22 protein-coding genes and 1 pseudogene are annotated in these 23662 nt (G+C 61.2%); 14 read left to right on the forward strand and 9 right to left on the reverse strand.

The window, feature by feature from the left end:
• Positions 1-54: 54 nt before the first annotated feature.
• Genes F561_RS0120805 through F561_RS0120815 form a run of 3 tightly spaced genes read left to right on the forward strand, consistent with a single transcriptional unit; the run spans position 55 to position 2144 of the window.
• Positions 55-900: a transposase gene (locus F561_RS0120805; RefSeq protein WP_019010328.1), complete on the forward strand. Its 846-nt coding sequence runs from the start codon at positions 55-57 to the stop codon at positions 898-900.
• A 54-nt stretch (positions 901-954) separates the two neighbouring features.
• Positions 955-1407 (forward strand): hypothetical protein, encoded by a 453-nt coding sequence (locus tag F561_RS0120810; RefSeq protein ID WP_026299118.1) that lies wholly within the window; start codon positions 955-957, stop codon positions 1405-1407.
• Complete coding sequence (locus F561_RS0120815) at positions 1404-2144, forward strand: hypothetical protein (RefSeq protein WP_019011902.1); 741 nt, start codon at positions 1404-1406, stop codon at positions 2142-2144. The genes F561_RS0120810 and F561_RS0120815 overlap by 4 nt, the downstream gene beginning before the upstream one ends.
• A gap of 369 nt (positions 2145-2513) precedes the next feature.
• Here the strand turns inward: F561_RS0120815 and F561_RS0120820 are convergent, their stop codons facing one another.
• The 5 genes and pseudogenes from F561_RS0120820 to F561_RS0120845 all read right to left on the reverse strand — a co-directional run bounded on the left by F561_RS0120820 (position 2514) and on the right by F561_RS0120845 (position 9208).
• On the reverse strand, positions 2514-3164 hold the full coding sequence (locus F561_RS0120820; protein ID WP_157452070.1) for a hypothetical protein: 651 nt from the start codon (positions 3162-3164) through the stop codon (positions 2514-2516).
• Between the two features lie 1630 nt (positions 3165-4794).
• On the reverse strand, positions 4795-6093 hold the full coding sequence (locus F561_RS0120835; protein ID WP_019011906.1) for a hemolysin family protein: 1299 nt from the start codon (positions 6091-6093) through the stop codon (positions 4795-4797).
• The gene (locus F561_RS0120840) at positions 6093-7388 is read right to left on the reverse strand and encodes a hemolysin family protein (protein WP_019011907.1); all 1296 of its coding nucleotides are present in this window, start codon (positions 7386-7388) and stop codon (positions 6093-6095) included. The genes F561_RS0120835 and F561_RS0120840 overlap by 1 nt, the downstream gene beginning before the upstream one ends.
• 251 nt (positions 7389-7639) lie before the next feature.
• A pseudogene (locus F561_RS30605) lies at positions 7640-8148 on the reverse strand (transposase); the annotation flags it as partial.
• Positions 8149-8197: 49 nt separating this feature from the next.
• Entirely contained in the window at positions 8198-9208 is a 1011-nt protein-coding gene (locus F561_RS0120845; protein WP_026299119.1) for an IS110 family RNA-guided transposase, read from the reverse strand.
• A gap of 574 nt (positions 9209-9782) precedes the next feature.
• Between F561_RS0120845 and F561_RS0120855 the strand changes: the two genes are divergently transcribed.
• The 10 genes from F561_RS0120855 (at position 9783) to F561_RS0120900 (ending at position 19249) form a co-directional block, all read left to right on the forward strand.
• A complete protein-coding gene (locus F561_RS0120855) occupies positions 9783-10100 on the forward strand; it encodes an EAL domain-containing protein (protein WP_157452072.1) in 318 nt (105 codons plus the stop codon).
• A gap of 865 nt (positions 10101-10965) precedes the next feature.
• Positions 10966-11961, forward strand: a complete 996-nt coding sequence (locus F561_RS26285; RefSeq protein ID WP_019011911.1) for a methionine ABC transporter ATP-binding protein — start codon at positions 10966-10968, stop codon at positions 11959-11961.
• Positions 11958-12614, forward strand: coding sequence for a methionine ABC transporter permease (locus F561_RS0120865; protein WP_019011912.1), 657 nt, complete (start codon positions 11958-11960; stop codon positions 12612-12614). The genes F561_RS26285 and F561_RS0120865 overlap by 4 nt, the downstream gene beginning before the upstream one ends.
• A 126-nt stretch (positions 12615-12740) precedes the next feature.
• Positions 12741-13529, forward strand: coding sequence for a MetQ/NlpA family ABC transporter substrate-binding protein (locus F561_RS0120870; protein WP_019011913.1), 789 nt, complete (start codon positions 12741-12743; stop codon positions 13527-13529).
• Positions 13530-13564: 35 nt separating this feature from the next.
• The gene (locus F561_RS0120875; protein WP_019011914.1) at positions 13565-14335 is read left to right on the forward strand and encodes a MetQ/NlpA family ABC transporter substrate-binding protein; all 771 of its coding nucleotides are present in this window, start codon (positions 13565-13567) and stop codon (positions 14333-14335) included.
• 128 nt (positions 14336-14463) lie between these two features.
• The gene (locus F561_RS0120880; protein ID WP_019011915.1) at positions 14464-15966 is read left to right on the forward strand and encodes an ABC transporter substrate-binding protein; all 1503 of its coding nucleotides are present in this window, start codon (positions 14464-14466) and stop codon (positions 15964-15966) included.
• Between the two features lie 17 nt (positions 15967-15983).
• Entirely contained in the window at positions 15984-16907 is a 924-nt protein-coding gene (locus F561_RS0120885; RefSeq protein WP_019011916.1) for an ABC transporter permease, read from the forward strand.
• Between the two features lie 16 nt (positions 16908-16923).
• Positions 16924-17775 carry an ABC transporter permease gene (locus F561_RS0120890; RefSeq protein WP_019011917.1) on the forward strand — a complete coding sequence of 284 codons (852 nt, stop codon included), beginning with the start codon at positions 16924-16926 and terminating at the stop codon, positions 17773-17775.
• Positions 17776-17789: 14 nt separating this feature from the next.
• On the forward strand, positions 17790-18239 hold the full coding sequence (locus tag F561_RS0120895) for an OsmC family protein (protein ID WP_019011918.1): 450 nt from the start codon (positions 17790-17792) through the stop codon (positions 18237-18239).
• Between the two features lie 224 nt (positions 18240-18463).
• A complete protein-coding gene (locus tag F561_RS0120900; protein ID WP_019011919.1) occupies positions 18464-19249 on the forward strand; it encodes a sulfite exporter TauE/SafE family protein in 786 nt (261 codons plus the stop codon).
• A gap of 80 nt (positions 19250-19329) precedes the next feature.
• Here F561_RS0120900 and F561_RS0120905 read toward each other — a convergent pair whose 3' ends face one another.
• The 4 genes from F561_RS0120905 to F561_RS0120920 are packed head-to-tail and all read right to left on the reverse strand — an operon-like array spanning position 19330 to position 22996.
• Entirely contained in the window at positions 19330-20316 is a 987-nt protein-coding gene (locus F561_RS0120905; RefSeq protein ID WP_019011920.1) for a sulfate/molybdate ABC transporter ATP-binding protein, read from the reverse strand.
• Entirely contained in the window at positions 20313-21167 is an 855-nt protein-coding gene (cysW, locus tag F561_RS0120910) for a sulfate ABC transporter permease subunit CysW (protein ID WP_019011921.1), read from the reverse strand. Before cysW ends, F561_RS0120905 begins: the two co-directional genes overlap by 4 nt.
• Entirely contained in the window at positions 21164-22012 is an 849-nt protein-coding gene (gene cysT, locus F561_RS0120915; protein WP_019011922.1) for a sulfate ABC transporter permease subunit CysT, read from the reverse strand. The genes cysW and cysT overlap by 4 nt, the downstream gene beginning before the upstream one ends.
• 3 nt (positions 22013-22015) lie before the next feature.
• Positions 22016-22996, reverse strand: coding sequence for a sulfate ABC transporter substrate-binding protein (locus tag F561_RS0120920; RefSeq protein WP_019011923.1), 981 nt, complete (start codon positions 22994-22996; stop codon positions 22016-22018).
• A 161-nt stretch (positions 22997-23157) separates the two neighbouring features.
• Between F561_RS0120920 and F561_RS0120925 the strand changes: the two genes are divergently transcribed.
• On the forward strand, positions 23158-23652 hold the full coding sequence (locus F561_RS0120925; RefSeq protein ID WP_026299120.1) for an RrF2 family transcriptional regulator: 495 nt from the start codon (positions 23158-23160) through the stop codon (positions 23650-23652).
• Positions 23653-23662: the final 10 nt, after the last annotated feature.

The following is a 23662-nucleotide window of genomic DNA, read 5'->3' on the forward strand; positions in this document are numbered from 1 at the left end:
AACCTCGGGTGCTAGGGGGTAGCTCAGGGGAGCTGAGAAAGCGGAAGCTCCGGTATGGCTACCAAAGAACTTCCGCTTGCCCAGAATACCGTTGAAGACCTGTTCACCCTCATTTACGTCTACGTGGATGATTATGTGCAAGCCGCTGCGTGCAGCGGCTTATTTGTGCTCCCCCACGAACCGAATCAGAAGGGGAGTTACAGCGAACTGATGACCATCGCACTGGTCGGGGAATTGCTCGGTGAGGTGTCCGGGCAGAAATGGTTGGCTCAAGTGCGTTCGACGTATCGGGCGCTGTTTCCATGCTTACCGGATCGCAGTCGATACCTGCGCATCCAGTTGAATTTGGAAACTATTTACGCCGACCTTGCGCTGAGACTGCCCCACTTCGACGACGACACCGTGTACGTCATTGACAGCAAACCGCTTGTCCACTGCAAGGGGACGCGCTACGCGCGACCCCGAGCCATGAGTGAGGCAGGCAGTGGACGCGGTGGGCATGGGGGTTACGGTGTCAAAGGTCGATTCTATGGGTTCAAGCTGCATGCCATCATTGACGATCATGGCATGATCGTTCGCTTTGCTCTGGCTGCTGGAAATGAGAGCGATCCACCCCTCGCGCGTGCCCTCCTGAACGCAGGCGAAGGTGCCTTGGTGCTCGGTGATCGGGGCTATCAAGGCTGTGGCGTCTACGCGCAACCCAAGAGCAACATGAAGCAACCGCGCCCCTGGTGGGGCGCCATGCGATGGGTCAGAAAGACCATTGAGGCGGTTTTTTCTCGACTGGATCGTTCATTTCAGTTGATGCTGCCGCAGCTCAATTCCTTCCGATCTATTCGCGCTCATGTCTGCCGAAAAATTGCCGCTCACAATTTGGCCTTGTTCTTTGGCGGCCTTTGATCCCCTAGCACCCGAGGTTATCAACTGTTTTCTACCAGGATCTACGACCTCAGTGTGAAGGAACAGGTGGAGGAGCGTTTTTACGACGATGAGGTGCGCGACCAGACGGAACACCTGGAGCCGCACACTGACAATTTCGTGATTGTTCAGGTTGCCAGTTGGACAGATGCACTCGATTATGACCAGACGATCATCGTTCAGACCGATTCAAGTTCTGGAAAACCCGTGGCTCAGGGGGCGGGTGATCTGGAAAGCACCTCTTTGAACCCGGAGGAGATCGAGCATCTCCAACTCAATGTCAGTGAAGATGACTTACCAGGTGTGTTTCGCATCAGAGGTTTGGGAAATTTACTGTGTGCGGAGAAGACGAAGCTGGCTTGTGAGCGGGCTAGAATTGTCGGTATGCGGTTCACCCCAATTCCTACACCCCTCAGTCACGGCGCGAGAGCAGTCGAAGGGGGATTTCGGTTGCTGTCAGCAGCAGATCTGCTTACGGCGATCTCATGATTTACCGCGTGACACACAATCTCGATCACGTTGACCGTTTTAACGACTTCGACGCTGAACTGATCCAGTTTGAAAACTCTGGAGGCATTAACTACGCTCTTCCTGGTTTTCCCTATGAGCGATATGCACCCAAGGTGATGACCTTTGTTGGGAATCTGCCCCGCTTGGTCGGGACTGACTTCCCACACACCAACCCGACATTGCCGATGATGTCCATGAAGATGTTGCTGGCCTGCCTGTCGGTGGGGGCATTCCCTTACGAACTTCATCCCACCCGGATCTATTCTGCTGAGCTTAAGACTCAGGAACTTTCCGAGCTTCAGGACATGACCGATGCTTCTGTGTTCAGCGAGAAGTTCTTCAACGTTCACCTCACCACGTGGACGGATGCTGTCGATCTGGAGCGTACCCTGCTCGCCAAACGAGACCCAAGTCAACCCCGTGCTGCCCGGAAATATCTCGTTTATACAGCGGCCCAAGCAGAAGACCCGGGTGACCTTGATCTTGAGGCAGTGGAACGGCTGAGCTTGAATGTGCCTGAAGATCAACTCCCCGGACTCTTCCGCATGGAACAGCTACACGGCCTCTTCTGTGCGGAAAAGACCAAGCAGGCGTGTGAAGGCGCGGGTATTGTCGGGGTGACATTCGCGCCTGTTCCTGTCCCTATGGGCCAAGGAGTTCGCCCCTATCTCAGTGGCTTCCGCTTTGTGTCAGACGACGATCTCGCCGTTTTTTGAGCGACTTATCCAACTGCAGCAAGCGTTCACCCTAAAGACTGAAGTTGCTCTCCGCATAACAAGGGTGTTGTGTTCAGAAAACCTGACATCAGTGACGCCACTCCGGAGACTTTAGGTCGCTCCTGGGAATGCCCTGTACTGTGCTACAGCGGTGCTCCGCAGCGGGAAGCAGAGGATCAAATTGGGATGAAAAATGATGGAGACCTGGCACTTTGGGTTCACTCCAGGTCCAATTCGGACAACACAACCATCTCGCCTGCCAGCAAAAGAGAATGCCACCCTGCTGGGGTGTGGCTGTTCACGACGACCATCTACCCTGTGGTGGACATGCCGGGGCGTTTTCCAAGCTCTCCTCCTCTCGGCGGGACTTCACATGACTTTTTGCAGTACCTTCTCCACCTGCGCCGACCAGTCAACCAGTTGCTGGGAAGGCTGGGAGCGACGAGCCAAACGTTTCATCGCCATATGGCTGCGCCACACCCTAAGTCTGGCTTCCCGCACCTGGAAATCCCCTTGCCTCACCTGCTCTGCAGCGTTCGAGAGCCTCTGCAGCCACGTTCCCAACTGGGCCTGTAGAGCAGGGTATGCATCAAGGTCGGGGACCCCCCAGGTCTGCCGTTCCAGGGCGCTCTGCTCGGCCCAGGCCCCTGCAAGCCGCTGCCCCTCCTGGATCATGACGGAGATCCAGCCCAACACCACCTCCTGCGCACTCTGTCCAGCACTCCAAGTGGCTGCGGCCTGACATTCCTGCAGGCGTCCCCAAAGTTCTTGCCAGAACAGGAAGGGCCAGTCCCCTTCTTCCCCGGGCCTGCCCCGGAGGAGAGATGGCTGAGGGACAGTCGAGTCGATCTCAAGGGCTTCAGGCCAGACCACGCCATCAAGAAAAGGAAGATGGAATTGAGATGGGTGGTGCTCATAGCGCTCAATCAGTGCCCGTAAGTCTTCCTGCATGCCCATGAAAATCTCCTTTCTCCAGTTGCCGAAAAAGACTGCCGTCACGGAACAACGCTTTTCTTCCACTCAGAGCAGTAGCGCACCGGGCTTGCTGACTCTTAAACCCCATATTTAGGCTGACGGCTCTACTGGCGGCAACTGTGCGTCACCACGGTAATTTAGCGTGCGCAGGAATCTGGAAAGATCAAAGACAGTCTCGGGGAGGCCTAACCTATGGATCGATCGTCCTACACTGGAGCTATCCACGCCGAAGAGGACGGACTGCAGGTCAGTTGCCCCATCCGGTGGCGACTGATCTGATCAGCACACTCTCGGGTTCGCTATAGACGGCAATTCTGCATCTGGGCGCAGCCGAGGAATTCGCCTGTGGTGGCCGAGAACATCTGGGACCGTGGTGTTCAGTCCGAACCAGGAATGGATGGGGAACATCACCTCTTTGCCGTGGATCGGCGGCTGGCTCTCCCTGACGACAGTCATGGACCTGTGCTCACGGAACGTCGTGAGGTGGGCCTGGACTCTGCATGATCGTCTGCAAACCCGCTCCGTCATGGTGGCTCCGCACCAGCTCTCGCTGAGCAAGGCTGCACCCGCGTCGGTGCCATCCGCCCCAATCTCCGATACCGGGTGGTGCTGGATCTGATCTGTCTGACACCAACCCCCTGTGTGAACCCGGCCACCACGCTGCAACGTCGCTTCGACCATCTGTCCACGCGAGCGGAGATGCAGGCCATCGGCCTCCCGCTCCCCGACCAAGAAATTATTCTGGGATCTGACCTCCTCGGCCATGCCCGAGCGGCCTTCCCAGCGTCCTAGAAGTGGGGAATGACCACGTGGGTACGGCACTGGTTTCAGACCGGGAGAGCTGGGTCGACATCCGAGATGTCAGCTGGACGGCGAAGGCCTACATGACCTCTGAGCCGTTCGTGGATTATGTGCGTGACCTGCGTTGCCTTGCGGGCGGCGAAGACATCTGGGCGATGGAACGGCGTAGCAGGTTCTGAAAAGCCAATCGGCAGACCCATGAAGCCCGGTTGATTGAACCACCAGCTGAGTTGGAGGAGTACACGCGTGCCGCCACGCTGCATTTGGGTGCAGACCTCCTGGGACTGGATTTTCTTGAAGATCAGGACGGACGGTTCATCCTGCTGGAAACGAACAACGTCGCAGGCCTGACTGGAGGGCCAAGTTCGGTTCGCCACCTTCTTGCCAAGCGCTTGATGGTGCAGCTCATACGAACCTGCTTTGATTCCCGACCATCCGGAAAAGCGCCGAGAGGGTTGTCCACCGCCCCAGCCCTCGATACCCAGAAGGACGCCACTCCTCCCGGACTTCTTGCCACTCGCTCTGCTTGGCCGCTGTGCCAGTGCACCCGGATGATTCTCGCGCAGTCTCGCCATCTGGGATCAGACATTGAGCGGCGTGCAGCTTCTCTTCCACTTTGAGGCCCAGCACCCCGGCCCGGCTGCGCACGCGAAAAGTGGGTAGGGTATCAGCCGGGCCTCCGAATGTTGAAAGGGGTGTACTCAGGGAATGGTCGTCGACGCGATCAATCCACAGCCTAAACACCTGCCAAATGGATCGACATCAGGACAAGAAGCGTTTGAACTCTGGAAACATCTCTCTGAATTGGAGGGGTGATTGGTTCAACCGCAGCCTCCCTTCACACGGTCCTCTGCACCTGAACATCACCCTGCCATCAGACCAGTGGCTCGATCTTCCTGACCCTCACCCGCGTAATTTTGAGGCCCTTCACCTCTTCAGCGGTCAGGTCGTGACCCTGTACATGCACCGTGGTGCCAGCGGCAGGGACGGTGCCGTAAGCGGCCAGAAGCAGACCAGCCACCGTGTTCACGTCGTCGCTGTGCAGTGTCAGGTCGTGTTCGTTCAGTTCGCTCAGGGTCACCTCGCCGTCCAGCGTCCACGAGCCATCGGTGTTGGCCTGCACCCAGTTGGAGACTTCGGTGTCTTCCTCTTCCATCACGTCTTCGATCAGGTCATCCATGGTCACGAAGCCCAGGGTGCCGCCGAATTCATCGACCACAAGCGCCGCGTGGATGCGTTCGCGCTTGAACTGGGCCAGCAGGTCTTCGGCGGTGGCGGTCGCGGCCACATGCGGCAGGGGGCGCACCAGACGGCCCAGGTGAGCCGAACGCCCGAATGCCCGCGCCCGAATGAAATCCTTGACATGCAGCACGCCGATCATCTGATCGAGGTTGTCCTCAAACACCGGGTATCGGCTGCGGGGTGAGGCGGCGATGCGGGCCGTGACCTCTTCCACACTGGCCTGCACGTTCAGCGCTTCCAGGCGCGGGCGCGTGGTCATCAGGTCTTCAGCCGTATGTTCTTCCAGGGCAAAAATGTTCTGAATCAGGTCGCGCTGCACGTCTCCGATCTGCCCACTCAGGGCCGTTTCATCAGTCAGGATCGAGAGCTCTTTGCTGGTGTACAGCAGGCTGTCTTTGCCGGGGTCTTTGATCCCCAGCAGACGCATCAATCCCAGGGCCACTGCATTCAGTACGGACACCAGAGGCCGGAAGATCAGGCCGAACACCCGCATCAGGGGGTTGACCTGAAGGCTCACCGCTTCGGGAGTTTGTAATGCCAGCGCCTTGGGAATCATCTCGCCAAAGACCACATGCATGAAGGTGATCAGGCTCAGCGCCACCACGAATCCGGCGGTGTGTGCGGCGGCATACGATAGCCCCCAGTCCTCAAACGGGCCGTACAGCCACTTCGCGATCTGCGGCTCACCGTACATGCCCAGACCAATACTTGCCAACGTAATGCCAAGCTGAGCAATGGCGATGTACCGGTCCTTGCCTGCGGGCCGGTCAAAGACGCCCAGCAACCAGCGGGCTGCCCCGTTGCCGCTCCCGGCCAACGTGTGGAGGCGGCTACGCCGAGACGCGATCAGTGAGAATTCGGCGGCCACGAATAGACCGTTCAGGATGACCAACGTGAAGATCACGGCGATGGGCGTCAAGACTTCGAGCATCAGCCTTCCTCTCCTGGCAGGCCAAAACTGACCCGGCGTACGGCGCGGCGGTCCATGGCCTCGACCCGGACAATCAGGTCGCCCTTGCCCACCCTCACCTCATCCCCTGCCTGCGGCAGACGGCCCAGCTCCTGCCACATCAAGCCACTCACGGTATCCACCTCATCGGTGGGAAGATCAAGGTCAAAGCGGCTGTTCAGAACGTCCACCAACACGTCTCCGCGCACGGTTGCGCGGCGGCCCAGCACGCTGATGGGTTCGTCTTCCTGATCGAATTCATCCTGCACTTCCCCAAAAATTTCTTCCAGGGCGTCTTCAAGGGTCACCAGTCCAGCCACATTGCCGTATTCGTCCACCACCACGGCGCTGTGCCGACCTGCTTCCCGCAACCGTCGCCACAGGTCAGGCACAGGCATGGCGTCCGGCACGATCAGCGGCTCGGTCATGATCTCGGCCACCGCGCGGTCTGGAGTGCGCTCTGCCGTCAGGAACAGGCGGCGCAGATGAACCACGCCCACCACGTCTTCGTCCTGCTCTCCGGTGACGGGAAAGCGGGAGTACGCGCTTCCGGCCAGCCGCACCAGGGCGTCTTGCACACTGACTCCACTCGGTACGGTGATCAGGCGGGTGCGTGGGGTCATGATCTCGCGCACCACCCGGTCTTCAATGTTCAGGACTCCGGCCACCATGTCCCGTTCGGCAACGTCGATCAGGCCGCCAGCCGCACTTTCGCTGTATAAGTCCTGCAATTCTTCGGGAGAATGCACGTGCGAATGGCTGTGATCCACGTTCAGCTTCCACGCCCGCATCAGGGCGAACGCGGTGCCGTTGAAGATGAAAATCAGGGGCCGAAACAGCATCAGACTGAACTGCATGGGCACGAGGGTCGCCATGGCCAGCCGTTCCGGGTAACGCAGCGCCACCGTTTTGGGCAGCAGCTCACCCAGCACGACCTGGAAAGCAGTGATGAAGATCAGCACCAGGATGGTGGCGGCCACGGCCCCGCCGATGGCCCCTAGGACCGGGGTCAACAGGGGCGTGAGCTGGGACTGTCCATACGCGCCGGCCACCAGGCTGCTGAGGGTGATGCCGATCTGGCAGGCCGCCACGTAGGTGTCGAGCCGCTTGGGATCCTGCAAAATCCCCAACAGGGTGGCCGCTGAGCGGTTGCCTGCTTCAGCACTCTCCTGCACCCGGGACCGGCGTGAGCCGACCGTGGCAAATTCGGCAGCCACGTACAGGGCATTGACCATCACCATGATCAGGATCACCAGCAGGGGAAGCAGGAGGGTCAAGAGCGCTCACCGGCCCGAAAGGGGAACCGCTGAGAGGCTGAGTTGTGAGACGAACTGGGAGGTTCGGCGCTGTCACTGGAGGGCAACGTCATACACGGAGCAGTATGAGGCATCCAGCCTCGCTCCATCTTGGGCCTTTCCTGAATGGGGCTGAAGACATCCTTCCCTCATGACTGACATTGTCACGGTTTCTTGCTGTCTGTTCCAGGGGTTCTGGCAAATTTGTGTGCTGAACCGAGTCGTGGGAAGCCTCGGGTAATCCGTCGACGAGCGCAGGGGAAGTCCTGCTCTTCAAGTTCCGCATGGATTCTGGGCACGTCATACCGCCCTTCGCTGCTGGCATGAATCTGCTCAATTTCAGCCGTGAGCACGGCATCATGGCGTTTCGCGGGTCCTTCACCTCCAAGCGGAACTCCTGTCGGTGCGCTTCAATAAACTGCAACCGCATCAATTTTCCTTGGTGAAGAGGGCCACGGCTCCCCTCAGGATCTCCCGTTCCTGGTGGGCAAAATCCAATTTGTGCTGGAGCCGTTTGATTTCCGATTGCTCCGTTGTCAGCCCTGCTTTTCCATAATCGGGAAAGGCTGCTGACCTTGGCGGCCCAGTTCGCAAGCCCAACGGTGCAGGGCCGACGCGCTGCCCCCAAGTTCTTGGCGACCTGCACAAAGCGTTGATTTGGCTCGTTCGTGAGCCGTACGGCCTTGAACTTGAATTCCTTGGTGTAGTGCTTGCGTTTGGACCTGCCTCTCCTCGTGTCAATTCTCGGGGCGCTTCTTCAGGTACGCAGATAGCGTCATTCGGCCAAGTGGTCAAGGGCCAGAAGGACGAGGGAGCTGAGGTCGTCGGTAGGCTTCTTGATAGGGCTGGCCTGACTTCACCACGGCTAAGCCCGTCCGCAAGAGTTTGCGCCCCAAGGCAACCAAAGCGACTTTAGGCGGCTTGCCCTCGGCGCGCAGGTGCCGGTAAAAGTCGCCCATCCGACTCTTGGAACGTTGAGCGCCCAAGGCAGCGAGATAGGCGGTTCGCCTGAGATGAGCATTTCCAACCTTGGAAATGCGTCCACGTCGATGAACACTGCTTCCGGATTCAAAAGGCGCAGGGGCAATTCCTGCGTAAGCAGAAATCTGCGTCCCCGTCTCGAGCAGCGCGAAGCCATCCGTCTCAGCAAGGACGCTTGCGGCACTGAGAAAGCCGTAGCCGGGAATCGTCATCAACAGGTGGAGAGGTTCGCTCAGAGAAGTATGCGCTCCTACCAACGCGTGCATCGCTTTTTCCAAGGTCTGCACCTGCACCTTCAGAAACGCCACGCGTTGTTGGATCAGGCCCAAGAGCACGGTGCCTGCATCGGCTCGGTGATTCATGGCATGGAGTCGATTCTGTTCGGCGTTCAGCGTCACCAGCAGTGCCGACCGCTCGCGAACCAGCAGCTTCAACTCATGCAGCGCTGGACTGGGAGGTTGCCAGACCTTGGGAGACATCGTGGCGCCGTATTGGGCAATCAACTCGGCGTCCATCGCATCTGTTTTTCCTCGGCGCGACTTCGAGTGGGCAAAGTACCGAATGCGCGCAGGATTTTCCACACTCACTTGGCATCCTTGATCGTAGAGATGCTGCGCGCAACTCTCCCAGTACACGCCCGTCGCCTCCATCACAACGTGCAGTTCCGCGCCACCAACTTGGTGCTTCCTGGCCCATTGGAGAAGTTGCTCGAAGCCAATGGCCGTGTTAGGCACTGCCGCCAATGAATGGCACCTGCCATCAACCAAGAGCAAATGAGCAAAAATGCTGTCTTTCCCGATATCCAAGCCAAGGACATGCATCACAAACCTCCTAGAGAGTAGAGTGAAATGGTCAGTTGAGCTCTCTCGGAACTGGTTCTTATAGTGCAGGCTTCTGTGCCTTGGATAGCGTTCAGTTCTTGAGAAGAGCGCCCGAACCGGCCAGATCTGCGTAACGGCCTTAAAGGGCCTAAAACTGAGCCTGGCTTATTGATTCGGGCTGGCCTGACTTCCCATTCTGATCAGGAATGTTCGGCAGGTGTAAGACATAAAAACTGAGGGATCCCCAGAAGGCAAGGACGGCAGCGAGTTTTGGGTCGAACTCTCGATTGCTCCGCTGGCAGATGAGACGGGTTGATACACCTATTGGATTTCCATTCAGCGCGATATTACGGAACGCAAGCAGTTTGCTGAACATTTGGACTGCGAGCAAGCTCAAGTGTTGGAACTGGCTGCCCGGAACCGGCCCCGCTCTCAGGTCTTGGCGCGGCGGCCGTTCGCCGGACAACCACGCCGCCATCGTGTTGCCCGGCGAATGGACGAAAGTGTTTACCGTTCGGGGCCAAGAGACGGCGCGGACTCACAGCTGGGTGCTTGATGCTGGGGGACAGCTGCAGTGCAGTCCACCTCAGACCACGGGCAGTACCTGCTGAACTGGTATCACCCCTTGCCCAGACGCCAGTACGGGCACGCTAGAGACCCAGACCAGTCTTCAGGTCTGTTGGTACTGCGCGGCGACCTTACCCATACCCCCACTCCTGACGAACGCATTCAACTGGAATTGGCGGCCCAGCTTGCCGCCAAACGGGACGAGGCGCTGATGCAGGCCGTGATTCAGTTGGCGCACGCGTTGGAACTGAAGGTGACGGTGGAAGGTGTGAAAACTGGCGAACAGGTGGAATTGATGCGTCAGCAGGAATGCGAGTATGTGTAGGGTCACTGGACGGGCCGTCCACAACCCGCCGAAAGCTTTGAGGCTTTGTTGAAAGGGGTGGTGGCCAACGCAGGTAAGCAGAACTCGGACAACCCCTGGAAGACCTGAAAGCAGAGCGCCGATTGGCGGACCTGCTGCGTGCACTTGGCCTCTACAAACCCGGCTTTATAGGGTCAGGTTTACCTGTTCCCACCACCTTGACCCGATTGGAAACCTCACCCAGCGGGCGATACGCCGGGAAGCGCTCATCCCAAATGGCGAGACTGCGCGAGAATCATCCGAGCGGACTGGCACAGCAGCGAGGCAGAGCGAGTGGCAAAAGTACGGGAGGAGTGGCCTCTTTCCAGGCGTCCGTTCACGACGAGGGCTGGGGGCGATGGACGACCCTCTTGGCGTTTTCCCGGATGTTCGGGAGTCAACGCAAGTCCGTATCAGACACTGGGATACCGTTCACCTGATCACATGGAGTGCGGAAGGACCCTGGGGAGCAGCGTCCTTAGAACCCCCCTTTTACTGCCGCATGTAAATTATATGAGTAAATTATTAAAAATATAAAAGTTGACAGATTAGGTCAACTGGTCTACCTTTCCTGACGACTCGTGACAGGAGTCGCCTGCTGTTCAAGTCGGCGCGAGGGAACTGGCCCAGGAATCGCCGCAGCAACCTGCCTTCATTACGGTCGGTGCTCTCCAGTGCTGTGCGCCTCAACGATGAACAACGGCGGCAGGTCCGGCTCAAGGAAGGGCGTCCCTGCTTGCAGACGTTTCTGGGCTTGCCCCCAGCGCCCTTCCGCAGGACTTCACCCAGGAAGGGCGCCGCTGTCTGCGGCGAACTCCTTCCGTATTCGACCGCCGGAGCAAGCCCTATGTCGACCGCGCCGCCACCGCCCGCGCTGGAATTCAGCCGTGTCACCAAGACCTATCCGGGACAGCCACAGGCCGCCCTGCAAGACCTCACGCTCCGCATTCCTCGGGGCAGCCGCACCGGCATTATCGGGCGCAGCGGTGCGGGCAAAAGTACGTTGGTGAGGCTGATCAGTGGGCTGGAAACCCCAGATCTGGGCCACATTCAGGTCCAGGGCCAACCCCTGACCCCGGCCACCCTCAAGCAGCTTCAGGCGCGAACCGGGTTGGTGTTTCAGCACTTTAACCTGCTCGCCCAGCGCAGCGTGCTGCATAACGTGACCCTGCCGCTGGAACTGCGCGGCACCCCCAAAGTCCTCCGGGAACGGCGAGCACGGGAACTGCTGCAATTGGTCGGCCTGGAAGCCCTGGCTGGACGCTACCCCGCTCAGCTGTCGGGCGGACAGAAACAGCGGGTGGGCATTGCCCGCGCCCTGGTCACCGATCCAGACCTGCTGCTGGCTGATGAGGCCACCAGCGCCCTTGATCCGGAGACGAGCGCGGGCCTCCTGACCCTGCTCACCGAGCTGCAACGTGAGCGGGATCTCACCCTCATTCTGGTGACCCACCAACTGGAGGTGATTCGCGCCGCCACCACCCACGTGGCCGTGCTGGATCAGGGAAGACTGGTGGAGGCGGGCGAGACAGCTTCCGTGCTGCGCCAGCCACAGTCTGCGGTCACCCGCGCGTTGCTGGACGCCCACCGACCTGAACACCCTCTCCTTGCTGGCGAAACCCTGCACCACCTGACCCTGCCGGATCTGGGAGCGGCGACCCTGGACAGGCTGGCCCGGCAACGTGCCCGAATTGTCCGGGCCGAGGCGCATGCCCTGGGGGTCGACGTCTGGCTGACGGCTCCTGACCACGTGCCCGCCGCAGAGCTGGGTAGGACTGGGCTGGGTGGGACAGGGCTGAGCGGGATAGAAACGCCCCGCCTGATCCCGGAGGTGAGCGCGTGACCTGGGACGTTCTCTGGCCGCTGCTGTGGCAAGCCACCCTGGAAACCCTGTGGATGGTGCTGCCCTCGGCGCTCATCGCGCAGATATTGGGAACCGCGCTGGGCGCAGTGCTGACCCTGACGCGCCCCGGCGGGCTGCGGCCACAGGCCGTGGTGTACCGGGGGCTGGACGCCGTGGTCAACGTTGGCCGCAGTCTGCCCTTCATCATCTTGTTGGTCCTGCTGATTCCCCTCACGCGCCTGATCACCGGTACGAGCATCGGCTCCACTGCGGCCACCGTGCCCCTGACCATGGCCGCCATTCCGTTCGTGGCGCGTCTGGTCGATGGAGCGCTGCGCGACGTGCCCGGTGGGGTGGTGGAAGCTGCCCGCGCCATGGGGGCCAGCACGGCTCAGACAGTGTTCAAGGTGCTGCTGCCAGAGGCCCGCCCCGCGCTCGTCCACGGCTTCACGGTCATGTTGGTCAGCCTGATCGGTTACAGCGCCATGGCCGGGGCCATCGGTGGGGGCGGGCTGGGCGACGTTGCCATCCGGTACGGCTACCAGCGCTTCGAAACGGGCGTGATGATCGCCACCGTACTCGCTCTGCTGGTGCTCGTTCAGGCCGTGCAGTGGTTGGGAGACCGGATCGCGACCCGCACAGATCACCGCTGAGACCAGCCAATCCAAGTTTCTGAGAGTGCGTCAGGCCTTCTTCCAGTTGCGCCCCCACCTGTGCTCCACCCCGTTGATTCCGGGGTGATCGGCCCCTCTTCACCCCAGTTGCTCAAGGAGCGTGTCATGTCCACCACCATCCGTTTTCGTGTCCTCAGCAGCCTTCTGTTGCTCGCCCTGGCCGGACAGGCCTCGGCAGGCACCCTGCGGGTCGGGGCCACTCCTGTGCCCGCAGGCGAACTGCTTGACTTTGTGAAACCCCTCCTGGCCCGGCAGGGGGTGACGTTGATCGTGCGTGAGTTTTCAGATTACGTGCAGCCCAACGTTGCGCTGGGAGAGGGCAGCCTGGACGCCAACCTGTTCCAGCACCAACCCTATCTGGACGCCTTTCAGCAAAATCGCCCCCTGAACATCGTGCCGGTCACCAAGGTGTACCTGCCCCCACTGGGGCTGTACAGCAAACGGGTCACGAAGGTCACGGAACTCAGGCGCGGCGCGACCCTCGCCATTCCCAACGATCCCAGCAACGGGGCGCGGGCGCTGCTGCTGCTCGAACGCGCAGGACTGATCCGTCTGAAGCCGGGCGCGGGCGTGCGGGCCAACCTCACCGACATCGTGAGCAACGTCAAGCAGCTCCGTTTCCGCGAACTGGAGGCCGCGCAGTTGCCCCGCTCGCTGGCCGACGTGGACGCGGCCATCATCAACACCAACTACGCCCTGGAAGTCGGTCTCAATCCTACACAGGACGCCATCTTCCGTGAGGGACCGAACAGCGTGTACGTCAATATTCTCGCCACCACCCGCAGCCAACGGAACAACCCCGACCTGAAGAAGTTGGCTCAGGCCCTGACCAGCCCAGAGGCCAAAGCCTGGCTGCTCAAGAAGTACGGCGGCAGCATCATTCCGGCGTTCTGATTTTCCCTCTTCACTTTCTCTCAGGAGTCCTGACCATGAAAACCCTCGTGTTGCTCGCCGCCCTCAGTCTGTCTACCTCGGCCCTCGCCGGAACCCTGCGCGTGGGGGCCAGCCCCGTACCTCACGCTGAAATTCTGGAATTCATCAAACCCACCCTCGCCAGGCAGGGCGTGACCCTGGTCGTCCGGGAATTCTCCGATTACGTGCAGCCCAACCTGGCGCTGGCCGACGGCAGCATCGACGTGAATTTCTTTCAACACCTGCCCTACCTCACCGCGTTTCAGAAGGACCGCCCGCTGGGTCTGGTGGCGGGGGCCAAGGTGCACGTGGAACCCATCGGGGTCTACAGCCGACGCGTCAAGAGCCTGCGTGACCTGAAGAGCGGCGCGACCATCGCCATTCCCAACGATCCGAGCAACAGTGGACGCGCCCTCAAGCTGCTGGAGCAGGCCGGACTGATCCGCCTGAAGGCAGGGGTGGGGGTCAATGCCACGCCGCTGGACATCACCACCAACGTCAAGCGGCTGCGTTTCCGCGAGCTGGAGGCCGCTCAGCTTCCTCGTGCGCTGGGGGACGTGGACGCCGCCGTCATCAACACCAACTACGCCCTGGACGCAGGTCTCAACCCCCTCAAGGACGCGCTGCTGCTGGAAGACAGGCGCAGTCCGTACGCGAACCTGCTGGCTGTCAAACCCGCCACGCTCAAGAATGCCGATTACCTGAAACTGGTCAAGGCGCTTCAAAGTCCTGAGGTACGGGCTTTTCTTCTCAAAAAATATGGCGGCGCAGTGGTGCCCGCCTTCTGAGCTGTGCAGAACAGCGTGAAGGCCGGGCCTTGGTGCCCTCCGAGTCTTCACCTCTCTGATCAATTCGTCTCCGAGAAACTCGTCTCTGAACAACGGAACACGTCCGGCCTGTTCACCCGGGAGAACCTATGCAGACCCTGAAAACCCTGACCCTCTTGCTCCTGACCGCCACTCTCGCCACCGCAAATGCACAGGGGAATACCGTCACGGTCGCCACGGCCAACGATGCCCCCACTCTTGACCCGAACCTCACCTTCAGCGGCAACGCTTTCGGCATCACCAACCAGATCTACGACAGCCTGCTCTACCGCGACGACGACGGCATCAAACCCCGTCTGGCCACCAGTTGGAAACGTGTCACGCCGACGACCTGGCGCTTTGAACTCCGGAAGAACGTCAAATTTCATGACGGCACGCCTTTCAACGCTGCCGCCGTCAAATTCAGCTTTGAGCGTCTTATCGATCCCGCGTCCAAAGCGCCAGGCGCGTATGTCCTGAATATCATCAAAACCATCAAAATCATCGACACGGACACCATCGAGATCACCACGAGCGAGCCTTTCGCGCCGCTGCTGGCCCATCTCACCCATCCGGTGACCGCCATCGTGTCGCCGACCAGTGCCCGCAAGTTCGGCAAGGACTTTGGCCGCAATCCCGTAGGAACCGGGCCGTTTGAATTCGACCGCTGGAACACGGGCAACCAGATTCAACTGAACAGCAACAAGGCCTACTGGGGCGGAAAGGTCCAGATCGACAAGCTCGTCTTCCGTATCATCCCCGATATCGCCACACAGATCGTTGAGCTGCGTACTGGTCGCGTCGACCTGATCACCAGCGTGCCGCCCGAAAGTCTCAATGACCTCGAAAACAACCCGAAGCTCGCGGTCTACAAAAAGCTCGGCTGGGGATCGACCTTCCTGGGGTTCAACACCCAGAGCGGCATCACCAAGAACGTCAAGGTCCGCCGGGCCATCGCGCAGGCGATTGATCGCGACAGCATCGTCAAGATTCTCCGTCAGGGTCTCGCCGTCAAGGCCACCGCCCCGGTTCCCCCCACGGTGTACGGTGCGGGCAAAAATCTCAATCCACGTCCCTACAACGTCGAGGCCGCCCGCAAGCTCCTGCGTGAAGCGGGCGTGAAAGACGGCACCAAAATCAGCCTGGTGACCTACGAAAGCGCCGAGAACCGTCAGCTGGCTGAGGCCATCCAGTTCTCCCTGTCCCAGATTGGTCTGACCACCAGCGTTCAGATCCTCGACTACAGCGCCTACACCACTGCGGTTCAGAAGCCCAATCACGCCGAACTGTTCATCAGTGGCTGGGGAACCGTCACCCTGGATGCCGATTATGCGCTGTACGCGCTCTTTCATTCCCGGGAAATTCCGGTGAACAACAATGCGCTGTACCGCAACGTCAAGGTTGACAAGCTGCTGCTCGACGCCCGCCGCAGCAACAATCAGGCCGACCGCCTCAAGCTCTACCAGAGTGCCCAGGAACAGATTGACCAGGACCTGCCGCTTCTCGCGCTGTACTATCCGCTTTCCAGCTATGCCAAAAGTACCCGCCTGCAGGGCGAAGTGTGGCGCTACTCCTGGATCAACCTCGACCTCTCGAACGCCACCCTGAAGTAAAGGAGCGGCGACCCCACTTGATCCGCTACACGCTGCGCCGACTGCTCAGCCTCGTTCCCGTCGTGTTCGGCGTGACCCTGCTCGTATTTTTGCTCCTCAAACTGACCCCAGGCGACCCGCTCGTGGCCCTGCTCGGTGAGGACGCTCAGGGCATGGGCGCAGCCGAACTCGCCCGCCTGCGGGACGCCTACGGTCTGAATGACCCCTGGTACCTCCAGTACGGACGCTTCCTCAGCGACTTCATCACAGGTCAGCTCGCCTCCGTGCGGACGGGCACGCCCGTACTCACCGAGATTCTCGCGCGGTTTCCGCACACGCTGCTGCTGACCACAGTTGCCCTCGCGGTGGCGGTCCTGGTGGCCGTGCCGCTCGGCATTCTCGCGGCTGTCAAACGGCGCACCGCCTGGGACGCTGTGGTCATGGTGATGGTGCTGCTCGGCATCAGCATTCCCAGCTTCTGGCTGGCCGTGATGCTGATGTTGGTCTTCGCTCTCAACCTCGGCTGGCTGCCTGCTTCCGGCAGCGGCTCGCCCGCCAACCTCGTGCTGCCCGCTGTGACGCTCGCTTTCGGGTCAGTCGCGCTGATCACCCGCATGACCCGCGCCAGCCTTCTGGGCACCCTGGATCAGGATTACGTCCGCACCGCACGTGCCAAAGGCCTGCCGCGTTCAGGCGTGCTCCGGCATGCGCTCCGTAACGCGCTCATTCCCGTCGTCACGGTGGTTGGTCTGGAGTTCGGCGGACTGCTGGGCGGCGCCGCCATCACCGAGTCGATTTTTGCGTGGCCCGGCCTGGGCCGACTGACGCTTCAGGCAATCCAGACCAGAGATATTCACCTCGTTCAGGGCATCACCGTATTCATCGCCGTGCTGTATACCTTCGTCAATCTCGCCGTGGACCTCGCCTACGCGGCACTCAATCCGCGGGTGCAGTATGCGTAGTTTCAGGGTGTCACGTATGGGCACCGTGCCTGTCCGGTCGCGTCATCCTGTATGGCGCAAGCTGGGGCGGAATCTGTCGGTGAAAACGGGCGCAACGCTGCTGTTCGTGTTGGTGATGTTGGCCCTGCTGGCGCCTGTCCTGGCCCCCGAGGCACCCAATACGCAGAACTGGTTCAACCGGCTCAAACCTCCGAACCCATCTGCCTGGCTCGGCACAGACGACTTCGGCCGCAGCGTCCTCAGCCGTATCCTTCATGGCGGGCGGGTGTCTTTGCTGTCCGGCGTGCTGCCGGTTCTGCTTGGCGCGGGTGTCGGCACTCTCCTGGGTCTGCTGGCCGGGTACATCGGCCGCACCGCCGACACCCTGATCATGCGGGTCATGGACGTCCTGCTGGCCTTTCCTGGGCTGCTGCTGGCGCTCGCTATTCTTGGAACGCTCGGCCCCGGTTTTCAGAATGCAGTGCTGGCCATCGGCATCGGTCTCATGCCCACCTTCGCACGTCTGGTACGCGCCGAGGTGCTGCAAGTGAAACAGGGCGAGTTTGTGGAAGCCGCGCATGCCCTGGGCGCACCCCACCCCCGCGTACTGCTGCGGCACGTTCTGCCCAATGTCGCGTCGCCGCTGATCGTGCAGGCCACGGTCAGTGTGGGGTACGCCATCCTGGCGGCGGCAGGCCTGAGCTTCCTCGGGTTGGGCGTGCAGCCGCCGGTCAGCGACTGGGGAGAAATGCTCAGCAGTGGACGCCGTTTCCTGCCGCAGGCCTGGTGGCTCGAAGTCTTCCCCGGCGTGATGATCGCGCTCACCGTGCTGTCCATCAACCTGCTTGGAGACGGGCTGCGGGACGCCCTCGATCCACGAACGAAGTAAGGAGAAAACTCCAGATGAATCCCAGCAAAACCCTGACCATCCACCACCTTGGCGACCAGCGGTATGCCAGTACCAATCCGGCAGGACAGCAGATCGTCATCGACATGAGCGCAGAGCACCGCATCGGGGTCGGCCCGATGGACGCGTTGATGAGTGCGCTGGCGTCCTGCACGATGTATGACGTCGTCGAGATCATGGACAAACGCCGCACGCCTCTGAGCGCTTACCGCGTGACCGTGGAAGGTTTCAGGGCAGAGGGCAGTGTTCCGCCCCGCTACGAGCGCTACGTGCTGCGCCACTTCGCGCAGGGTGAAGGCGTGAGTATGGAGGCGCTCGAGAAAGCCGCCCACCTGTCGCACGAGAAGTACTGCACCATTGGGGCCAGCCTCGCTGCCCAGATTGACATTGAGGTCGTGATCGAACCGTCTGGACAGACCGCTGAAATCGGGGGAGAAGATTCTTAAGGACCGCGTGGCCTCTTGACCGGCCAGGGCTACACGAGAATCAGGAAGACTGCGTCCCTGAGCTTGCCCCCATCTGAAGCAAAAGTGAGGCCATCGCAACCGTCTCTCTCTAGGCCGCCTGGAGTTCACGATGATTTTTCAACAATGCGGCGGCCCTGACCTGCGGCTCAGGACATCAGACAAAGCGGGGGGCTGGAGCGCTGCGTCTCCTACACTGGGCGTCCGTGTCCCTGCTTGATCTCCTGGCGCTGTCCCTGATCTTCTTCCTGACCAGCGTGATCAGTGTCGTCACCGGGGCCACGTCTCTGATCACCGTTCCGGCGCTGCTGGCCTTCGGCGTGCCCCCCGTCACGGCACTGGGCACCAACATGCTCGCGCTCACGGCCATGAGCGTCGGGGCGTCCGTGCCCTTTTTGCGCGGCAACGTACTGGACCGGCCACGCCTCCCTCTCCTCATCGGATTGACCTTGGTCGGCTCCGTTATTGGAGCGCTCCTGGTCTTCGCCATCCCGCAGGCGTGGCTCCCTGTGATCATTGCGGGGGCCATGCTGGTGGTGGCGGCGGTGGTGTTGCGTCCACGGCGTTCCCGCCCTCCAGTGACCGCGCTGCCACACCGCTGGCAACTTGCTCTGGGCTACGGCCTGACGTTCTTGCTCGCGGTGTATGGGGGGTTTTTCAGCGGCGGCTACGTGACGCTTCTGACCGCCGCGTTCCTGACTGCCTTCCGTATGGCGTTTCTGCGGGCCGTGGCGACCACCAAAGTCATCAACGTGGCGTCCTCGCTGGTCGCCACGTTGATCTTTGCCCTGAAGGGCGCGGTGGATTGGCGGTTGGGCCTGATCCTCAGTGCCGTGATGTATGCCGGGGCCACCCTGGGTGCCCGGTGGACCCTCCGCCTGGACGAGCGCTGGATTCGCCGTCTGTTCGTAACCACCGTGTTGCTCCTGGCGCTCAAGACGCTGGTACTGGATGTCCCCTGGCACCGCTTGATTCACCTCGGAACGGCGTAGGTCAGGGGCAGGAAGCCTGACCTGCACATGCCGATCAGGAAGAGTTGCCTGACCTCAACCATTCGCCGGAATTGCTGGGGTCACTCCCCTTCCGGCAAGGTCACCTGTCGCCCGGCGGTCAGGTAGACGATCTGGCCGACAGACGCGCCGCCCAGCTGGGTTTTGGGCAGGTACACTTCCAGAGCACCCGACTGGTCTGAGCGCGTGACATCCACCCGCGCTTCCGGCCCGACCACATGAATGCGGGTGATCACGCTCGCCCAGGCACCAGGCACCGGTTGCAGATGCAGGTGCAGGTCGTGTGGACGGGCCAAAGTCACCTGACCGCCTGCCCGGTCCAGCACATTGGCCTTGCCCAGAAAACGGTAGGTGAACAGCGTGGCTGGATGGTCATACACCTCTTCGGGCGTGCCTTCCTGCTCAATCTGACCGGCATTGAAGACCACGATGCGGTCGGCAATCTCCAACGCCTCGGCCTGATCATGGGTCACGAAGATGCTGGTGAGGTGAATTTCGTCGTGCAGGCGGCGCAGCCAGTCGCGCAGTTCCTGGCGCACCGAGGCGTCCAGTGCTCCAAAGGGTTCATCCAGCAAAAGCACCTGAGGTTCAACCGCCAGCGCCCGCGCCAGGGCCACCCGTTGCCGCTGCCCGCCGGACAGCTGCGCTGGATAGCGGGCTGCGGCCCAGTCGAGCTGCACGAGTTCCAGCAGGCGCATCACCTTGTCACGAATCACAGGTGGTGCGGGACGCTGGCCCCCCCGCTTGACCTTTAAACCAAACGCCACGTTTTCAAAGACCGACAGATGCTTGAAGAGGGCGTAATGCTGAAAGACGAAGCCGATGCCGCGTCCGCCGGGACCCACTTGCGTGATGTCCTGACCTCCCAACAGCACCCGCCCAGTGTCCGGAATTTCCAGTCCGGCGATCACGCGCAGCAGGGTCGTTTTACCCGATCCGCTGGGGCCGAGCAGGGCGACGAGCTGACCGTCGGGCACGTTGAGGGTCACGTCTTGAAGGGCGGCGAAGGTGCCGAACTGTTTGCTGAGATGCTGAACCTGAATGCTCATGGGTGGGGGTGTCCTGTGCGGGATTCGATCAGGGCCTTGAGGCCGAGGGTGAGCAGGGCGAACAGCGCCAGGAGAGAAGCCACGGCAAACGCGGCCACCGTCTGGTACTCGTTGTAAAGGATTTCCACATGCAGCGGCAGCGTGTTGGTGAGGCCGCGAATCTTGCCGGAAACCACCGACACCGCGCCGAATTCTCCGAGGGCGCGGGCGTTACACATGATGACGCCGTACAGCAGCGCCCAGCGGATGTTGGGCAGCGTGACGCGCGAGAAGGTCTGCCATCCGCTTGCGCCGAGGGTCAATGCCGCCTCTTCATCGTCCTTGCCCTGCGTCTGCATCACAGGGATCAGTTCGCGGGCCACGTATGCGAAGGTCACGAAGGTGGTCGCCAGAACGATGCCCGCCGGGGCAAAGATGATCTTGAGATCATTGGCTTCCAGCCACGGCCCCAGCCACCCTTGCCGCCCGAACAGCAGTACGTACACCAGTCCGGAAATGACGGGAGACACGGCCAGCGGCAGGTCAATCAGGGTCAGCAGCAGACTGCGGCCCGGAAAGTCGAATTTGGCGGTGGCCCACGCCGCACTGACCCCGAAGACCATGTTGAGCGGCACCACAATCAAGACCGTGAGGAGTGACAGGCGCAGGGCCGACAGGGTGTCCGGCGTCTGGAGCGCCTGCAAGTAAGGCCCGACGCCGCTGCGAAGGGCGGTGATCAGTACCACCAGGAGGGGCAGGACCAGCAGCAGGCCGACCAGAACCAGCGTAAGAGTGACCATGAACGCGGGCCACCACCGCAGCAGCGGTCCGGTCCGGCGAAGCTGCGGCGCTGGAGCCTTACTGGCGCTCACGCCTGTCCCCGGCGACTCAGGCGGGCCTGCGCTCCATTGGCCGCCAGCAGCAAGGTGACGGAGATCACCAGCATGGCAACGGCCACGGCGGCTGCCCCTGCGTAGTCGTACTGCTCCAACTTGCCCACGATCAACAGGGGCGCGATTTCAGTTTTAAAGGGAAGATTGCCGCTGATAAAGACCACCGAGCCGTACTCCCCAATGGTGCGGGCCAGCGCCAGCGTGAAGCCGCTCAGCAGGGCTGGAGACAGCGCGGGCAAGATCACGCGTGCGAAGGTCTGGCTGGGGGTGGCCCCGAGGCTCAGGGCCGCTTCTTCCGGCTCATGCCCCAGGTCTTCCAGTACCGGTTGCAGGCTGCGCACCACGAACGGCAGGCCAATAAAGATCAGGGCCACGACGATGCCTAGCGGCGTATAGGCCACCCGCAGGCCCGCCTCCAGAAGCGGCGCACCCAGCCAGCCGTTGGGAGACAGCAGGGTGGTCAGGGTGATGCCTGCGACCGCTGTGGGGAGCGCAAACGGCAGGTCGATCAGGGCGTCCACCACCCGGCGGCCCGGCACACGGTAGCGGGTCAGGGTCCACGCGATCACCAGTCCGGTAGGCAGATTGACCAGCGAGGCCGCCAGCGCAGTCAGGAACGACACCCGCAGGGCCGACCACACCCGGGGAGTATTGATGGCGGCCCAGAAACCCTCCGCACCCAGTCCCGCTGCTTTGAGCACCAACGCGGCCAGAGGGATCAGCACGATGACACTGAGGTACAGCACGGCGTACCCCAGCGTCAGGTTCAGGCCCGGCAAGATGTGGCGGCGGGCCGGGCGACCAGGAAATAGGCGGGAAGTCACGCCTTAGCGTCCGCCGTACACCTGATCGAACACCCCGCCATCCGCAAAGAATTTCTTCTGGGCCGCCCGCCAGCCGCCAAACTGCGCGATGCTGAACAGGTTCACCTTGGGAAACTGTGAGGCATACTTGGCCGCCACGTCTTGCGAGCGCGGGCGGTAGAAATTCTTGGCAATGATCTCCTGTGCTTCGGCGGTGTAAAGGTACTGCAGGTACGCTTTGGCTACTTTGGCGGTCCCGTGCTTGGCCGCGTTCTTGTCCACCACCGTGACAGGCGGCTCGGCCAGAATGCTCACGCTGGGGACGATGATCTGGAACTTGCCGACCCCCAGTTCCCGGCTGGCCAGCAGGGCCTCGTTTTCCCAGGCCAACAGGACGTCACCGATTCCGCGCTCCACGAAGGTCGTGGTGCTGCCGCGGGCGCCCGAATCGAGCACCGGGACGTTCTTGAACAGCTTGGTCACGTAGTCTTTGGCCCCGGCCTCGCCGCTGTATTTTTTCTGTGCCCAGCCCCACGCGGCCAGAAAATTCCAGCGTGCCCCGCCACTGGTTTTGGGATTGGGCGTGATGACCTGCACGCCGGGCTTGATGAGGTCACCCCAGTCTTTGATGCCTTTGGGATTGCCTTGCCGCACCAGAAACACGATGGTCGAGGTATACGGACTGCTGTTGTAGGCCAGGCGCTTTTGCCAGTTTTCCGGCAACAGGCCCTTGTCGGCAATCGCGTCGATGTCGTAAGCCAGCGCCAGGGTCACGATGTCAGCTTCTAGGCCGTCGATGACGCTGCGGGCCTGCGCTCCACTGCCGCCGTGTGAGGCATTGATTTTGAGGGTATCGCCCGTTTTGGCCTGCCACTGCTTGGCAAAGGCCGCATTGATGTCCTGATACAGCTCACGGGTGGGGTCATACGACACGTTGAGCAGGGTGAGGGTGGCCGCCGTGGCCGCGCTGCCAAGCAGCAGAGCAGTGCTGAGGATTCGCTTCATGGAAACTCCTTGGAAAGTGAGAGAGAAGGGCTACAGGAGGGCGGAAGATCAGACCGAGCGGTAGACACACGCGGGCGGTTGAATTGGAAACGGCTTGACCAATCATCAGATAGATTACAAATCCTGTCAACTATTCATCCAGATGCCGCTACAGTGGGTGCATGCGACTTTCCAGTTTGGATGTTCACGCGTTTCAGGCGGTGGGGTACCTCGCGGCGTATGCCGACCGCTGGGTCACGGCAGCCGAGGTCTGTGAACACACCCTGCTCAGCCGGGCGTTTTTGCTGCGGGTGCTGGCCTGCCTGGTTCGTGGTGGGATCGTGGTCTCCAAGCGGGGCAGCGCCGGGGGATACCAGCTGGCCCGTTTGCCGACGCAGGTGACGCTGCGCGAGGTGGTACAGGTGTTGGAGCGCCCGGTGGCACCGCTGTCGTGCGTCAGCCTGAGCGCTCCAGTGCCCTGCGTCCATCAGAACGATTGCGGCATCCGGCGCGACGTGTATACCGAGCTGCGGGACGTGACCCACGCGGTTTTGGCCCGTTTCACGGCGGCTGATCTGGCCACGGATCTTCAGGCTGGCCGCAGCTACAGCCCGTGCCTGAACCACCTGTGGCATCCACAACAGGAGTTGGCGGCAGGGCGCTGGAGCAAGGTTTGAGACCGCATTG

Origin of the sequence: Deinococcus aquatilis DSM 23025, assembly GCF_000378445.1 — a bacterium.
In the GTDB taxonomy this organism is placed as follows: domain Bacteria; phylum Deinococcota; class Deinococci; order Deinococcales; family Deinococcaceae; genus Deinococcus; species Deinococcus aquatilis.

What these genes read in the sequence shown, in the direction of transcription:
- F561_RS26285 (WP_019011911.1), top strand. Translation starts at nt 10,966, where the DNA reads ATGTCGACCGCGCCGCCACCGCCCGCGCTGGAATTCAGCCGTGTCACC.
- F561_RS0120920 (WP_019011923.1), bottom strand. Translation starts at nt 22,996, where the DNA reads ATGAAGCGAATCCTCAGCACTGCTCTGCTGCTTGGCAGCGCGGCCACG.
- F561_RS0120805 (WP_019010328.1), top strand. Translation starts at nt 55, where the DNA reads ATGGCTACCAAAGAACTTCCGCTTGCCCAGAATACCGTTGAAGACCTG.
- F561_RS0120925 (WP_026299120.1), top strand. Translation starts at nt 23,158, where the DNA reads ATGCGACTTTCCAGTTTGGATGTTCACGCGTTTCAGGCGGTGGGGTAC.
- F561_RS0120895 (WP_019011918.1), top strand. Translation starts at nt 17,790, where the DNA reads ATGAATCCCAGCAAAACCCTGACCATCCACCACCTTGGCGACCAGCGG.
- F561_RS0120815 (WP_019011902.1), top strand. Translation starts at nt 1,404, where the DNA reads ATGATTTACCGCGTGACACACAATCTCGATCACGTTGACCGTTTTAAC.
- F561_RS0120875 (WP_019011914.1), top strand. Translation starts at nt 13,565, where the DNA reads ATGAAAACCCTCGTGTTGCTCGCCGCCCTCAGTCTGTCTACCTCGGCC.
- F561_RS0120880 (WP_019011915.1), top strand. Translation starts at nt 14,464, where the DNA reads ATGCAGACCCTGAAAACCCTGACCCTCTTGCTCCTGACCGCCACTCTC.
- F561_RS0120890 (WP_019011917.1), top strand. Translation starts at nt 16,924, where the DNA reads ATGGGCACCGTGCCTGTCCGGTCGCGTCATCCTGTATGGCGCAAGCTG.
- F561_RS0120845 (WP_026299119.1), bottom strand. Translation starts at nt 9,208, where the DNA reads ATGCATGTCCTTGGCTTGGATATCGGGAAAGACAGCATTTTTGCTCAT.
- F561_RS0120905 (WP_019011920.1), bottom strand. Translation starts at nt 20,316, where the DNA reads ATGAGCATTCAGGTTCAGCATCTCAGCAAACAGTTCGGCACCTTCGCC.
- F561_RS0120835 (WP_019011906.1), bottom strand. Translation starts at nt 6,093, where the DNA reads ATGCTCGAAGTCTTGACGCCCATCGCCGTGATCTTCACGTTGGTCATC.
- F561_RS0120870 (WP_019011913.1), top strand. Translation starts at nt 12,741, where the DNA reads ATGTCCACCACCATCCGTTTTCGTGTCCTCAGCAGCCTTCTGTTGCTC.